At 63.7% G+C, this 13,386-nt stretch carries 11 protein-coding genes and 3 pseudogenes; 4 read left to right on the top strand and 10 right to left on the bottom strand.

The genetic code is table 11. The features are described from left to right. Positions 1–220: pseudogene (locus tag CCR95_RS01355) on the top strand (hypothetical protein); the annotation flags it as partial. A gap of 51 nt (positions 221–271) precedes the next feature. Here the strand turns inward: CCR95_RS01355 and CCR95_RS01350 are convergent. The 9 genes and pseudogenes from CCR95_RS01350 to CCR95_RS01310 all read right to left on the bottom strand — a co-directional run. Further along, a complete protein-coding gene (locus CCR95_RS01350; protein ID WP_201091192.1) occupies positions 272–544 on the bottom strand; it encodes a hypothetical protein in 273 nt (90 codons plus the stop codon). A 112-nt stretch (positions 545–656) separates the two neighbouring features. Next, entirely contained in the window at positions 657–3,188 is a 2,532-nt protein-coding gene (locus tag CCR95_RS01345) for an InlB B-repeat-containing protein (protein WP_201091190.1), read from the bottom strand. A gap of 326 nt (positions 3,189–3,514) precedes the next feature. Then, entirely contained in the window at positions 3,515–3,688 is a 174-nt protein-coding gene (locus CCR95_RS01340; RefSeq protein WP_201091185.1) for a hypothetical protein, read from the bottom strand. Positions 3,689–3,828: 140 nt separating this feature from the next. Then, a pseudogene (locus CCR95_RS01335) lies at positions 3,829–4,731 on the bottom strand (IS1380 family transposase); the annotation flags it as partial. 105 nt (positions 4,732–4,836) lie between these two features. Beyond that, positions 4,837–5,007, bottom strand: coding sequence for an InlB B-repeat-containing protein (locus tag CCR95_RS01330; protein ID WP_201091184.1), 171 nt, complete (start codon positions 5,005–5,007; stop codon positions 4,837–4,839). A 27-nt stretch (positions 5,008–5,034) separates the two neighbouring features. Then, the gene (locus CCR95_RS01325) at positions 5,035–6,426 is read right to left on the bottom strand and encodes an FG-GAP-like repeat-containing protein (RefSeq protein ID WP_201091183.1); all 1,392 of its coding nucleotides are present in this window, start codon (positions 6,424–6,426) and stop codon (positions 5,035–5,037) included. An 8-nt stretch (positions 6,427–6,434) separates the two neighbouring features. Further along, positions 6,435–7,211 (bottom strand): hypothetical protein, encoded by a 777-nt coding sequence (locus tag CCR95_RS01320; protein WP_201091182.1) that lies wholly within the window; start codon positions 7,209–7,211, stop codon positions 6,435–6,437. Between the two features lie 124 nt (positions 7,212–7,335). Continuing rightward, positions 7,336–7,989, bottom strand: coding sequence for a P-loop NTPase (locus tag CCR95_RS01315; protein WP_201091181.1), 654 nt, complete (start codon positions 7,987–7,989; stop codon positions 7,336–7,338). 114 nt (positions 7,990–8,103) lie between these two features. Beyond that, positions 8,104–8,780 (bottom strand): annotated as a pseudogene (locus tag CCR95_RS01310) (GDP-mannose 4,6-dehydratase); the annotation flags it as partial. 321 nt (positions 8,781–9,101) lie between these two features. Here CCR95_RS01310 and CCR95_RS01305 point away from each other — a divergent pair. After that, positions 9,102–9,425 carry a hypothetical protein gene (locus CCR95_RS01305; RefSeq protein ID WP_201091180.1) on the top strand — a complete coding sequence of 108 codons (324 nt, stop codon included), beginning with the start codon at positions 9,102–9,104 and terminating at the stop codon, positions 9,423–9,425. 31 nt (positions 9,426–9,456) lie between these two features. Continuing rightward, positions 9,457–10,254, top strand: a complete 798-nt coding sequence (locus CCR95_RS01300; protein WP_201091177.1) for an AcrVA2 family anti-CRISPR protein — start codon at positions 9,457–9,459, stop codon at positions 10,252–10,254. Between the two features lie 188 nt (positions 10,255–10,442). On the opposite strand, the gene CCR95_RS01295 is transcribed toward CCR95_RS01300, so the two are convergent. After that, positions 10,443–11,699 carry a tyrosine-type recombinase/integrase gene (locus CCR95_RS01295; RefSeq protein WP_242522989.1) on the bottom strand — a complete coding sequence of 419 codons (1,257 nt, stop codon included), beginning with the start codon at positions 11,697–11,699 and terminating at the stop codon, positions 10,443–10,445. A 292-nt stretch (positions 11,700–11,991) separates the two neighbouring features. Here CCR95_RS01295 and CCR95_RS01290 point away from each other — a divergent pair, with 292 nt between their 5' ends. After that, entirely contained in the window at positions 11,992–12,978 is a 987-nt protein-coding gene (locus CCR95_RS01290) for a DNA-binding protein (protein ID WP_201091175.1), read from the top strand. The last annotated feature ends 408 nt before the right edge of the window (positions 12,979–13,386 follow it).

The raw sequence follows: 13,386 nt of genomic DNA, 5'->3' as shown, positions 1-13,386 counted from the left end.
GGCGCAGCGTTCCAGCCATCCGGCCATCACGCAAGCCTTCGTGCCGTTGGCGTTTCCGCCGGGGGAAACCTGTCAGTTCGACTGGAGCCATGAAGAAGTGGAGTTGGGCGGGGTCGTGCAAACCATTACCGTTAACGCCGATCCGTTTGCGGTTGCCGACCGCCTCTGGACGAAAACGACGCTCGATCCAGAGGAGGAAAAATTACGCATCCCGGCCTAGGCGCGGTTTAGCCAACCATAAACAGATCCATCATGGTAATTGGATTCACTGTTAGCTGTACCCGGCCTTACCGGAGACCTTGCAAACCGCCGTGATGGCCTTCTGGGAGCTTGCGGGGCAGGTCCTGGCTTCGACCAGCTTGACCAGCGGGTTGTCCATATCGAACAGGGCCGCATCCGGGCTGCTCGCGTCGGGTCCCGGCAGGGACAGGTCGTGCGCCACCGCCGTCACGGTGCGCGCTGCCCGCTCGCTGCCCTCGTAGCGGGCCGGGCCGGTGACGAAGCAGGTCACGTCGGCGGCGATGGCATAATTGCCCTCGGCCATCGGCACCCAGTGGGCGCTGGCCGCGCGATCTGGAGGCTAGGACGGGGACGTGAAGCAGCTCGGTAGGGAACCGCGCGAGCGCCGCCGCTGATCGCGGCGCCGCGCGGGTCTGCTACGGAGCGACGGTATATCGCTTTGTCGCCTGATTGTTGTCTTCAGCCGACTCCGTGGTCTCGCAATAGCTGTCCACGAAGGCGCGCAGGGTCTGGACACCCGCCGCGCCGGCCGGGAGTCCGTCGAGCGTCAGGGTCTTGCCGGCACCGGCCGCCAGGGCGCCGACGCTGAGATAGACGTTGCCGTCCGTCCCGCAGCGTTGGGCGCCGGGTTGATTGGCCCAGACATCCAGGTAGCCGCCGTCGCCGGCCCGCGAGCCGCGGTTCTGTACCCTGACCGCGACACTGAAGGTCCGGTTGGCCTTGGGGCTGGCCGGGGTCAGCACGACGCTGGTCACGACGAAGTCCGGGATCGGCCGCGCGAAGACCGCGTAGGCCATAGTGGCCTGATTGTTGGTTTCACTGAACTCCGCGGCCTGACACCGACTGTCGATGAAGGCGCGCAGGGTCTTGGTTCCGGTCACGCCCCCCGGCAGGCCAGTGACGGTAACCGTGCGGCTGGCACCGGCCGCCAGGCTGGTCAGGACCACGGAGCCGTTGCCCAAGACCGCGCAGCCCGGCACGCCGGCTTGGTTGGCCCAGACTTGCAACGTCCCCGGGATCCCGGCCAAAGTTCCCTGGTTTCTCACCGTGATGGCGGCGCTGAAGGTCCCGTTCTGGACCGGGGCAGTGGGCGTGAGGGCGATGGCGGTGACCACGAAGTCAGGGGCCGGCGGGAGGGCCGTGAAGGTGGCCGTCACGCCCTTGGCGGCAGTGACGTTGCGCAGCACACAGGTGGCGCCGGTGCAGTCGCCGCTCCAGGCCGTGAAGCGGTAGCCGAGCGCCGGCAGGGCGGTGCAGGTGCTGGAGCTGCCGTGCCCGACCGGGTTCGGGCTGCAGCTCAGGGTGCCGCCGACGGCCGGGTTAGCGGTGGTCGTGACGGCGTAGGTCTTGAGGATGAAGTTGCCGGTAACGCTCTTGGGCGCCCCGACATTGGTCAGGATGCAGGTGGCGCCGCGGCAGCTGCCGCTCCAATTGCCGAACCGGTAACCGGTGTTGGCCGTGGCGCTGCAGGTGCTGGAGCGACCGGCCGCGACCGGGTTGGGCGTGCAACGCACGGTGCCGCCTGGGGACGGGTTGGCGGCGGTCGCAATCGAAAAGCTGGTCGGCGCATCACCGAGATAACCGCGGCCCGCGCACGCTGGATTGCGTGGCTTGAAATCGGCGTCCAGTTGCGGGTCGCCGTCATAGGAACCGGCATCGCCGGTGATATGTGCCTGCCAGGCGGCAAGCCCGCCGTACCAAGCCTCGCCACCCCCGGTGCGCTGGTCGTTGAAGACCGACGCACCGGCCTGCCGGTAGTAACAGTTGTCGGACATGGCCGGATTGCCGGTCAATGCGCTCATCCCGCCCAGGTCGACGGAATAACGGATGTCGAGAATGAGCGGATCGACCGTGACCGCCCTTGACTGACTGACGACATTATCGAAAATCGCCGGATTCAGGTTGGGCGGGCGGGCGGCCTCCGGGGCCCAGTCCTGATAGCTGAGTCCGAAATACAGGGGGCTGTGATACTGTTTGCCGGTATCCAGGATGGTGTTGTTGTAGGCCTGGGCATCCTTCGCGGCATAGAATCCGACGCCCGCGGCGCCGGCGTCGCGGATCAGGTTGTAGCGGGCGATCCCGCGGATATTCTCGTAGTACTGCGGATTGGCGGCCAGATCGAAATACTCCGGGCTGGTATCGAATCCCAATAGGATCGCCGCGAAGCCGGTGTGCTCGATCAGATTGTACTCGATGACGCCATCGGTCGCACCGCCTTTGAGATAGACCCCGGTCGAACAAATGTCGTGGATATGGTTGTAGGCCACCTGGGTGCGGTCCCCGTTGACATTGTCGATGCCTTCCGCATTACAGTCGCCGAACGGCAGCCCCGTCCCCGAACCGTAGATTTCGTTGTGGCGAATCACGATATCGTCGCTGTTGGGCTTGATCTTGATCAGGTCATAGCGCGAGCCATGCAGCCGGGTATTCTCGATGCGGATCCGCGAGCTGCCGGCGCGATCGTTGGGGTCGCCCCAATCCCATTTGGTCTCGGTCGATACCGCATAGTAGCCGCCGATCACCTCCAGACAGGTCAATACGCCGTCGTTCGCCCCCACATCAAAGTAGACGCCTGAGTCTTCGCCGGTCGCGCCGCGGCGGTCGATCACCGCCCATTCTCCGGGAAAGGAACGAATGGTCACCCGGGGCACACGAATCCGGGCCTCCGCGGCCTCGAGATAGGTGCCCCCGCGCACCACGATCGTCTCACCGGCCGACACCGCCTGCACGGCATGGCTCAGGGTCCGATAGGGACGGGCGAGGGTGCCGTCGCCGGTCGTATCGTTACCGGAGAGCGAGACATAAAGCACCGGGCCGGTGACGACGGCACTGTCGCAGACCTCGCGTTGCACGCCCGGCGCGGCGCGCGGCGGGGCCGCCAGCGTCGGCAGTGGCGCCGTCATCGCCAACATCAGCATGACGGCGAGGATATTCGGTCGAACGGACATGACGTGGCTCCTAACGTGGTCGTGGGTGGGGCCTCGATCATCGTTCCGACCACTTCGGTCACGATGAGTTCGCTGGTTCGCGCAGCGCTGGTCCGCGCAGCGCTGGTCCGCACAGCGGACCCTACGGGCCGCGGCGCCTTCCGTAGGGTCCGCTGTGCGGACCTTGCGCGCCGGCCGCAACGATGGTCAAGGCCGTTTTCATCATATTCCTTTTTAAGAAGCGCAGCTTTTTCAACTAAACCGCGCCCAGCGCGGTATGCGCTGTTTTTGCATTGGACCGGCCCCGGCAGAATCAACGACCGCTGGAGCTGGCGCTGTTTAAGTTATTAAAAAATATAAATTTTAAACCGCGTCTCACCGAGATCGAGGACATCTCCACAGCTAGACACAAAATGAGAATTACGCATTCCGCTCTGGACGCGGTTTAACTCATCTTTCTTTTTACCGGCATCCTCAAGATAGCTAGCCGCTTTTCCCTTCCACTCATCAATCATGCTCATTTGATTCAAACCTCAGCAGAGTCATTATATTGCTAACGTTATAGTCATCTTATTTGACAACCAGACATTCTTGTATTGCCAGCCCCCTTTTGGCGCTGGTTGGTGAATGACCCGATGTCTGGATATCACATTAAACGGCTATAGGAGCGGGTGCTGGTGGGCAGCGGTTGATTGAGGCGGCGGGCATTGGCCTCGCGCACGGCATGGCGTCGGCGGTTGACCTCGAGAAACGGTTTGGCCAGCGGCGAGAGCACCCGGTTGCCGGCGAGGCCGAAGATGAAATCGGTTTGGCCAGCGGCGAGGGCGAGGTCCATGAGTTCCGGGTTGGCGAAATGCCCATCCCCGCGCAGAATCAGGCGGGTTTCGGGCCAAGCCGCGCGCAGGCGCTGCAGCACCCGTTTGAGGATCATGGCGTTTTCCGCACCCGTTGGGCGCTTGCCGGGGCGCAAGGCGGCGGTGATGAATTTCCCCGAGAGTCCCTCGAAGAGAAACAGCGGCAGGTCGCAGTGGCTCTGGTCGTCGTGATTGTAGAAGCTGAATTCCTGCTGTCCGTGGGTGGGATCCTCGGAATGGTCCAGATCGATCACGATCACCGCAGGGGCCTCGGGATCGCTGGCGATGAACTGATCGACGAACGCCTGCGCCAGGCGATAGACGTCCTTGGTCGAGACGGCATTCTCCAGGCGCGAGAACGTGGGTGCACTGGCCAAGTCCATCGCCTCATCCAAGGGACGGCGCTCCACGCCGAGCTTGAACAGCGGATCGCGACGCAGCGCATTGGCATCGTTGCCGTCTTCATAGCCGCAGGCGATCTGAAAGATCCGCTGGGCGAGCAGGTCGCGCAAGGGATGGGTAATGTCGGACGGGTGGCGTTGGTCATCGATCGCTTGTGTGAGCCGGTCGGTCAAACCGATCTGCTGATCGATGCCGCGCAGAATCAAGGGGCCAAAGTCGGACGACATCGCCCCGCCGTCGAAGTCGGCGCGCACGCTCAGGCCGTCGACGGGAGGAAATCGCAACGGCTCTGGGGTAGACTGGGACATGGGCGACCTCGTTTCGCTTCTCCGAAGCGTTCTTGACGGAACACCAATTTTATCAATTGGTTAAACGAGTGTCGCCCGTTTTTATGAATAATCCGGGCTAAGTGTTCAAGTTATTTGTGCTAGACGCCTAAGCGTGAAGCGGCTGCCGAAATTGCTCGGACTCCAGCCGGTGAAGGTCGAGTTGGCGTCCGCCGTCGCCGTCGGGGTGATGAGCGTTCCAGCGGCGAAGGTGCCGCCACCGCCGACCGTGCCCGAGCTGGTACCGGTTTGGGTCACGCTGAGCGCGTATGAATCGGTGAGTGTCTATTCTTTCTCGGCTCTTTCCAATTTATAAGCGGTCCAGAGTGCGCCGTTGGCATCCTGATAGTCTTGTGTTGCATAGGGCCCCATGAGTTCGGACGCATTGATGAAGTGCGCTCCCGCATCCTCGATCAGCTCGACATAGGCGCCACCGGAGGATCCCAAGCCCACGATGATCTCGCTGCGGCCATCATCGTCGACGTCGCCAATCGTGGGGCGTGTCTCACCGTTGGCATTATTGTAGTCGGGCCAAGCGACCACGGCGGTCGCCAAGGACAGAAGCGAGGGCGGTTGATAGGCGAAGATCTCCAGGTTGCCCGCGCCAGCCTCGCCGAGGCCCACGGCAATCTCCTCCCGACCATTGCCGTTCAAGTCGCCCAATGCGGGACGTGTCTCGCCAACCTGGCTGGCATACTCTGACCAGGAGATGTCGCCTTGGAGTTCCTCCAGCCAGGGATCCGCTCCGGCGCTGAGCAGGTTGGCATCCAGCCCCTTTTTCACGATGAAGTAGCCACCGGAATCCAGCCCGATCACCAGCTCGGCCAGCCCATCACCATCGATATCGCCAGCGGCGGGCCAGGTCGCGCTCGACCAGTTGAGCTGCGTCCAGCCGATCGAGGACAGGGTGCCGTCGGCGAATCGAAACATCTCGATCGCTCCGTTCCCCTCCTGACCGAGGCCAATGAAGATTTCGGCTCGACCATCGCCATCGATGTCGCCGAGCGCCGGGCGGGTCTCTCCCGTGGTTGCGTTATAGTCGGGCCAAGTCAACTGCCCCCAGGCCATATGTGAGAAATCGTCGTCGAGAACCTGGAACCGTCCACCCGGCATACCGGACTTCACCGGCGCGAACCCGATCACTAGCTCATCGCGGCCATCACCGTCGATATCGCCCGCCGCGACCCGCGCCTCGCCACTCAAGGCATTGTATTCCGACCAGCCAACCGGGATCTCCTGCTCCCATGTGTGGTTCGAATTGGCAATGTCGAGCAGCCCGCCGCTCGCGGGGTAGGCGCCCCAACCAAAGACATATCTGAAGCGCCCCGACGTCACCTCGTTTGAGAAATCCGACTCCCGCGATCCACCATCGGTGACCTTCACGGCAAAATAGTAGATCGTCTGCGGATCCAGATCAGTGATCCTGTAGCTGGTGACATCGCCTACATCGAACCACTGATCGTAAGCGTGGGGCGCCTCCCCATAGTAAATCCGATAATTCGACACGCGCGGGTCTTGATCTGGATTCCACTCCAGAGCGTACTCAGCTGAAGACGCAAGGCTCGCCAACAGTATCAACACCGACAAAAGAAGTGTCCGCAAGGCCACATGCCGCATCTTATTCATAAGGATAATACCAGGGTTTTCAGGGACTGCCTGAGAGGCTGGCGAACGCATCGCCGCGTTTACGCCGCTCCAATCTCTTCTTTTCGAAGAGTTTTTTCATCACGTAAAACGCGCGCCAGGGGTTCAGCATTGGGTAGCGAACCCAGCACCGGGATCTTCAGATAGCGCGCGATCTGCCGCTCGGATTTGAAGGAAGGATCTAGCAACTCGATGAGTGCGACGGTCAATGCGATGATGATCAATGAGAGAAGCAGCACCAGCGCCGCCGGCGCCAGGCGATCGGATTGCCATAAGGTCTTGCTGACGACCACGATCGGCTCACCGATCGGCCGCATGGCGGGCAATGACTGGACGACCTTCGCGCGCTTCGCGCCATCGGCCGCCCGCTGGACAAGCCGATCCGCGTAGAATTTGACCAGGGAGCTTCCCAGAATCGAATCATCGCCCCGATAGCTGATGTTCAACCGGGAGTCCCCGAGGGTCGAGAGCCTCAGGTTCGCGTGGATCAGACGGCTCAATGCAAGCTCGTCCATCGCCGCCGCGTCGAGATGCGCCAGCAATCCGACCTTGCGACCCAGTTGCGTCAGCGAGAACGGCTCTAGGAAAAACTGGTCCTGATCGGCGAGCAGATCACCCAGCCGAACCGTCTCGATCGGGCTGTTAGACGCGGACACCGGCGTCACGGCCGAATAAGGTTCAAGGTCTTGCGAAATCTGCATCTCAACATCGACGAGCGCCGCGTAGACGAGATACATCGCCAATGGCAGCAGCGCCAGCAGCGCCCACGGCTTGTGAGTGAGCCATGCGCGGAGGATTCTTCTCAGATAAAACACCATGATCGTCTCCCGAGCGTACGTGAAGTCGTCTTGAAATGGACAGGCATCATTCGATGCCAATGACGATGTTCTGAATCATCCGTGGATCCAAAATCATGATTGATGTTTTGGTTGACGATCTTCGCTATTCATGCGTCCGCGCCTGCCATTGATTGGTGACCACGCCGAGCAAGTTCGCGCCGGCGGCCTCCATGATCTTGTTTGCCTTGCGAACCTGCTGCCGTGAGGTGACCTCCGCGAGTACCACCATGACCACGCCGTCGACGCTGCCGGACAGCATGACCGGATCCATCATCATCCGATTTGTCGGAAAGATCGGCGCGCTATCGATGATCACCAGGTCATAGGCATTCTTGGCCTGCTCGATCAGCCGCTGGACGGCTGGAAATCCCTGACTGTCGAACTTGAATGAATCAGCATGATCCCGCGGCGCCAGGAGCAACTCCAGGGCGCCCACTTGAGAGCGATGCATCAGCTGACGCAGATCGCCGCCAAAGATCTGTTCCGCCGCATGATCCGGTTGCAGGTCGAAGAAGGCATGCAGCGCCGGACGATACCAGTTGAGATCCAGGACTGCGACCCGATGGTCCGTGTTCGTCGCGGCGGTCGCCGCCAGGGTGGCGGCGCATAAGGTCTTGCCCTCGCCATGCGTGGCGCTCGTCACCAGGATCGTCGCGGGCACCTTGCCCGCCAAGGCATGCTCCGCGGCGGTCATGAGACGCTTGGCTTCGGCGATCTGCTCGAGCGACTGCCGATATCGACTTTCAATTTGGCCCATTGGACTTCATCCTAACAATTGGGGATCCAGGGTCGGTGCTTGCAAACCCTTGGCGGCGGTTGAAGGTGTCGGAACTGCCGCGCAGTGGCGCGACATCCAGGCATCATCGTCAGATTACTCATGCCGCTGCGCTACAGGAAACCCTTGATCAATACACAAGGCATCGCGCTCGGCTTCTTTACATATCTTCGCGCATCATCTCGCTGACCAGTTCATGGAAGCCGATGCGCGGCACCCAACGGAGTTTCTCGCGCGCCTTGGTCGGGTCGCCGAGCAGGGTTTCGACCTCGGTGTGACGGAAATAGCGCGGAGAGACCAGACAGGCGCCGGTGTCGGCGTCATAGCCCTTCTCGTCGACGCCCTCCCCTTCCCAGCGTAACTGGAGGCCGATGGATCGCGCCGAGCCAGTGACGAACTCGCGCACCGAATATTGCTGACCGGTCGCAATGACAGTCCTCGGGCTGCTCCTGCTGGAGCATCAGCCACTGCATCTCGACATAGTCGCGCGCATGACCCCAGTCGCGCTTGGCGCTCAGATTGCCCAGATAAAGACGCTCTTTCATCCCGAGCTTGATGCGCGCCAGGGCGCGGGTGATCTTGCGCGTGACAAAGGTCTCGCCCCGACGCGGCCCCTCGTGGTTGAACAGGATGCCGTTACAGGCATAGATCCCATAGGCTTCGCGATAGTTGATCGTGATCCAGTAGGCATAGAGTTTGGCCACGGCGTAGGGCGGGCGCGGATAAAAGGGTGTGGTTTCGCGCTGTGGCACTTCCTTTACCAAACCGTAGAGTAAAGTGGACCCCATGTCCAGGACCGTTTTTCCCCGACTTTAAGTTGTGCTGGCCCCCTCGATCGCAGCGGTTTGGCGTGGCCCCAGCTGCCGTTCTGCCTCGCCGAAGTGAGCGACGATTTTCGCTCCACTACCGACGCCCGATTGGTCGACCGCATCGGGCGTGAGGTACCCCCGGAGTGATGTGGCCGCTCGTCATTGCAGAAGGCGAAAGACGCCATCCGTCCCAGGAGCAACTCGGGCAGGCTGGTGTCGCGCTTGAGATCGATGAAATCGAAAGGCTGAAACGCCAGTCCGATGCCTTGATCAACCGGATCTACAATGATCCGCGAATCTGGCGGTGAGATTTCTCGCGCGTCCAAGACCGTTCGTGCATCGTTGCCAGCCCAACGAGATATCACCATGGATAGCGATGTACTTCTGTCCGAGATTCGACATCACAACCGGGAGCGATTGCCACGGCTCATCGACATTGAGCGACGGACGCGCGAGGGGTACGCCCTTTCCCGGAATGATCGTGAAGACATGATTGAAGGGATGGAATGCGCGTCATCCAGCCTCGCGCTGATCGATCCAGATCGGCAGGAGTTGATTCTTGCCCGCCGCATTCTGCTGTTATGCGATGCGATTCGATTCGGTCGTTGATCTTGATGAACGACCAACGCCGCTACTGTGCTTGTTTTCGTTCCAGCCGACCATTGAAAGCGTGGTCGACCGGCTCCTGTCCTGGGGCGTTTATCTGGAGACCCCTGATTTGTCCTTCTCGGGGATTCCGATCATTGGCGTCTATGCCAGCCTGGAGCATGACCTGCGGGACGGTTATGCCGAACTGCGCCTGCTCCTCGACAGCGAACACCCCGACCTGCATTTACTCCCGGTGCCGTTGCGTCTGGGGCACGGTTCCTTGCTGGCCTCGGCGAACGCGACCCATGATGTCGCCTGGAATCGGGCCGTGACGGATTTCCCCGATAAGGTCGCGTGTTTCGAGAACATCGATCCCGCGCAGGATGCCCGCGATCTAGCGCCGATCCTGGCGCTCCTGCTCTATCTCTGCGCCGACGAGGCCGACGACCAGCGACCGTCGCGCCCGCGTTTGGTGAAGACTCGCGCGCAGGGACGGTTGATGATCGTTCCCGATCAGGTGAGCTATTGGGAAGTGGGAGAGCGCCTGGGGGCGGCGATGCGACTGGCCCGAGCGGACGCTCCAGGCGAAGCGGGCGCTCCGGCGACGCAGACGCGGCCACGCCCGCATTGGCGCCGCGCACACTGGCATACCTTCTGGACGGGCCGCGTGACGGCGAGCGCACCGCACATGTGCGATGGCTGCCTCCGATTCCAGTCTGTCTCGACAGTCAGGATCGACCAACTGTGGTGCATTCGATCACCTCTTAAACTCCGCGTTGGCGAGGCTCCTGATCGATCTTTGATCGATCGAATAAAAATCGAGCCGTCACAATCACTACCGGGTCGGTGACAAGGGTTATCCACAAGGCTGCGCACCGATTTTGTGGATAACGGGAGGATGCCGTTTTTTTGTTCGGCGCTCGCCATTGTTTGAGGACCAGATTCGCGCGGTTCGCCAGCGCGGCGCCCGTGCCGGCACACCGGCACGGGCAGCGGTCGTCTCGCGCGACCCTTCCCGGCGGCGGCCGGGCCGGGGCGTCAGGTGTCGGGCGCGCGGGGCCTCGGGGCGCGCGCGCGCTGACTGGCATACCACTGCGCCATGCCCCCGTCCAGGGCACGGAGGTGGCGCAGATAGCGTTTGATCATACGCACATCCTTCCAGCCCCCCGCTTGCAGGATCGCCGCGGTGCTCACGCCCGCCGCGGCCATGTCCTGCGCCGCGCCCACCCGCAAGGAGTGTCCAGACCAGGCGCGGGCGTACGCCCGCCAGGCGGCGCGACGCGCGCTGTCGGCGGGGATCGCCAGTTCGCCGCGCGCCTCGGCGAGGCGCCCCACCGCCTCTTTGACGATACGGTTCACGACCCCGGCGCTCAGTCGCCCCCCCGCCTCCCGCTGCCCGAGGCGCGCCGCGCCGTTGCGCTGCAAGCGCGTCACCAAGGGGCCGTCGCGCAAGCCGCTGCGCGCGAGCCAGGTCCGCACCACCGCGCTGGCCGGCGGACTCAGATAGCGCAGCTCCACGCGCGCCTCCAGATCGGTCTTGGTCGGACGCACGGCGACGAGGGCCGCGCCGTCGTCGAGCCAGTTCAGATCCGCGACATCGAGGGCCACCAGTTCGGCACGCCGGGCGAGCGTGTTATGGCCGATCACCAGCAGCGCCCGATCCCGCCAGCCTTCCAGATCGTCCGGCAAGACCGCCAGGATGTCCGCGAGGCGCTCCCAGCGTAGCGGGGCGGCCTGTCCGGGTTCGCCGCCGCCGCGGGCATGGGCCTTGAGGGTGTTGCGCACCAAGGGATGGCGCCCGGGATCGGGCAGTTCCAGCAACCGATGCAGCGTGGCGAGGGTACTCAAGTAACGGCGCACGGTGGTCAGCGTGCGCGGGCGCGCGTCGTGCGTCCCCTCGCCGCTCACCTGATCGGCGATGAAGGCCGCCAGCAACGCTGGCGGCGTGGGCAGGGTGATGCGGTCGGCGCGCGCGGGACAGTGCCGCGCGGCGGGTCCCAGGCACCAGGCGCGAAACACCCCCCAGTCGGCGGCCCACGCCTGGCGGGTATTGGGGGCGGCGGCGGCCAACGCACTGGCGATCAGCGGCGAGGGCGTCGCGAGCCACCCCGGCGGCGCGAACAGGGGCTCGACCAGTGCGGCGGGGAGGCGGGTCGCGAGCCGCGAACCGCCGCGAGACGCGCTGTCCCAGGGTGCCGGCAGAGGTTCCACGCCGGTTCCACGTCCCGCGCCGCCGGCGTCCTGCACCCCTCCGGCCGATCCAAAGCCTGTCTGCAAGTGATTGTTTATCATCATTATCGGTGACTCATCCTCGTCGGTTGGCGTCCGTTGAGCGGGGGTGGGACGCGCCCTGACCGCCGATGTTCCACGGCGAGCGTGGCGCGGGCGACCCAGTTTAGCCCGCACCCGCGTCCCCGTCATCAGCCACGATAGTGGCCCTTATCGTGTCTGATCGCCACCGCGTCAAAGCGTCTCGTGTGTCGCGGAAAGCGTTTGACGCGAATGGTCGCCAGGCCGGTGCGACGGCGTTATACTGGCCGCTCGCCCGGGGCGCGTCCGCCCCCTCCGGTCACGCGAGCGACACCACATGGGAACCCATGGCGACACGCGCCGCGCCGCCTTCACGGCCGCCTGCGAGCTGGCGGCGGCCGGCGAGCGCCCGAGCGTGGCGGCGGTGCGCGCGCGCCTCGGCGGACGCGGCGGGCAGCAGGCGGTGCAGGCGGGGGTGAACGATTGGGTGCTCGAGGCCGCCCGCCGCTTTCAGCTCCCGGCCCTGCCGGCGGCCTTGCAAACGGCCATGAGCGCCTGCTGGGACGTGGCCTATCAGGCCGCCAAGGGCCACTGGGAGGCGGAGCGCACCGCGCTGCGGGAACAACTCGAGGCGCGGGACACGCAGCTCGCCAGCCTCCACGCGGCGCACCAGGCCCTCGCGCAGACGAGCGAACAGCAGACCCAGGAAGGTCGTGAGTGCCAGCAGGCCCTGGATCGCGCGCGCGCGGAACTCTTTGACACCCACCACCAGCTCCGTGACACCACGGCGCAGGCGGCGGCGTTGACCCAGCGGCTCACCGAAACCCAGGCGCAGGCGCAGCAGGGCGAGCACGCGCGGCTGACCTTGGCCGAGCAGGTGCGTACCCTGGAGGATCTCGGGCAACGTCAGCACGACGCGGTGCAGCGCACCAAGACTGAGCGCGATCAGTGGCAAACGCAGGCGCGCGACGCCGCGCACGCGGTCGTCCGCCTGGAGCAAGCCCTCGCGGCGGGGGCGCACGCGCAGACGCGGCTGACCGTGGCGCTGGCCGAAGGCCAGGACGCCCTGACTGCGGCGCACGCGGCCCTGGCCGAGCGCGAGACCCGCCTGGAGACCCTGACCCAGCTCCTCGCCCGCGTCCAGGACGCCCACGAGGCCGATTCCGGGCACTGGATGGTCCAGATCGACGAGCAGCGCCAAGCGCTCAAGGCGGCCCAAGAGCGCGAGCAGCGCAGCGCGCGCGAACGCCAGGCGTTATGGCAGCAGGTCCAGACGCTCGCGCAGGTGCTGCGTGACCGGGAACCGGGACCGTCGGACCGGTAGGCATCGGCGCTCCGTACCCGTTAGGCGCGCGGCGACGTTCGGAGCGATCTCCCCTATGTGTAGCGATGCGGTGGTGATGGCTGATTCGGCAGGGCGAGCGTGTTTAAAAATTTCGTTTTTCGGGTAGTTGATGGATGCTCGCGAGAAACGACAGTTGGAATTTCTCGTGTCAGCCAGCCTTCTTGGGGTCAGCTCACGAAACGGAAAAATAGCACGTTAAGCGCGGGCCGAGGCTGGCACCCAGCGATACAGCGTGGGCACGGACACACCAAGGTTCTTAGCTGTAGCGGCCTGCAAACATCCGCGGCCCGACCTGCAAACATCGCAATTTTCGACCCGAATTAACTGCAAATATCGGGGGTCCAGGACCCGGATTATTTGCAAATGAGCCGACATTAACTGCAAACA

Source organism: Thiocystis minor (genome assembly GCF_016653465.1).
GTDB classification, from domain to species: Bacteria; Pseudomonadota; Gammaproteobacteria; order Chromatiales; family Chromatiaceae; genus Chromatium; species Chromatium minus.
Note: the sequence above shows the minus strand (reverse complement) of the source record. Positions and strands in the feature narration are given on the sequence as shown.

Excerpts from the sequence above, each read along its gene's own strand:
- CCR95_RS01315 (WP_201091181.1), bottom strand. The coding sequence starts at position 7,989 with ATGGGCCAAATTGAAAGTCGATATCGGCAGTCGCTCGAGCAGATCGCC.
- CCR95_RS01325 (WP_201091183.1), bottom strand. The coding sequence starts at position 6,426 with ATGCGTTCGCCAGCCTCTCAGGCAGTCCCTGAAAACCCTGGTATTATC.
- CCR95_RS01345 (WP_201091190.1), bottom strand. The coding sequence starts at position 3,188 with ATGTCCGTTCGACCGAATATCCTCGCCGTCATGCTGATGTTGGCGATG.
- CCR95_RS01340 (WP_201091185.1), bottom strand. The coding sequence starts at position 3,688 with ATGAGCATGATTGATGAGTGGAAGGGAAAAGCGGCTAGCTATCTTGAG.
- CCR95_RS01320 (WP_201091182.1), bottom strand. The coding sequence starts at position 7,211 with ATGGTGTTTTATCTGAGAAGAATCCTCCGCGCATGGCTCACTCACAAG.
- CCR95_RS01350 (WP_201091192.1), bottom strand. The coding sequence starts at position 544 with ATGGCCGAGGGCAATTATGCCATCGCCGCCGACGTGACCTGCTTCGTC.
- CCR95_RS01295 (WP_242522989.1), bottom strand. The coding sequence starts at position 11,699 with ATGATGATAAACAATCACTTGCAGACAGGCTTTGGATCGGCCGGAGGG.
- CCR95_RS01305 (WP_201091180.1), top strand. The coding sequence starts at position 9,102 with ATGATCCGCGAATCTGGCGGTGAGATTTCTCGCGCGTCCAAGACCGTT.
- CCR95_RS01290 (WP_201091175.1), top strand. The coding sequence starts at position 11,992 with ATGGGAACCCATGGCGACACGCGCCGCGCCGCCTTCACGGCCGCCTGC.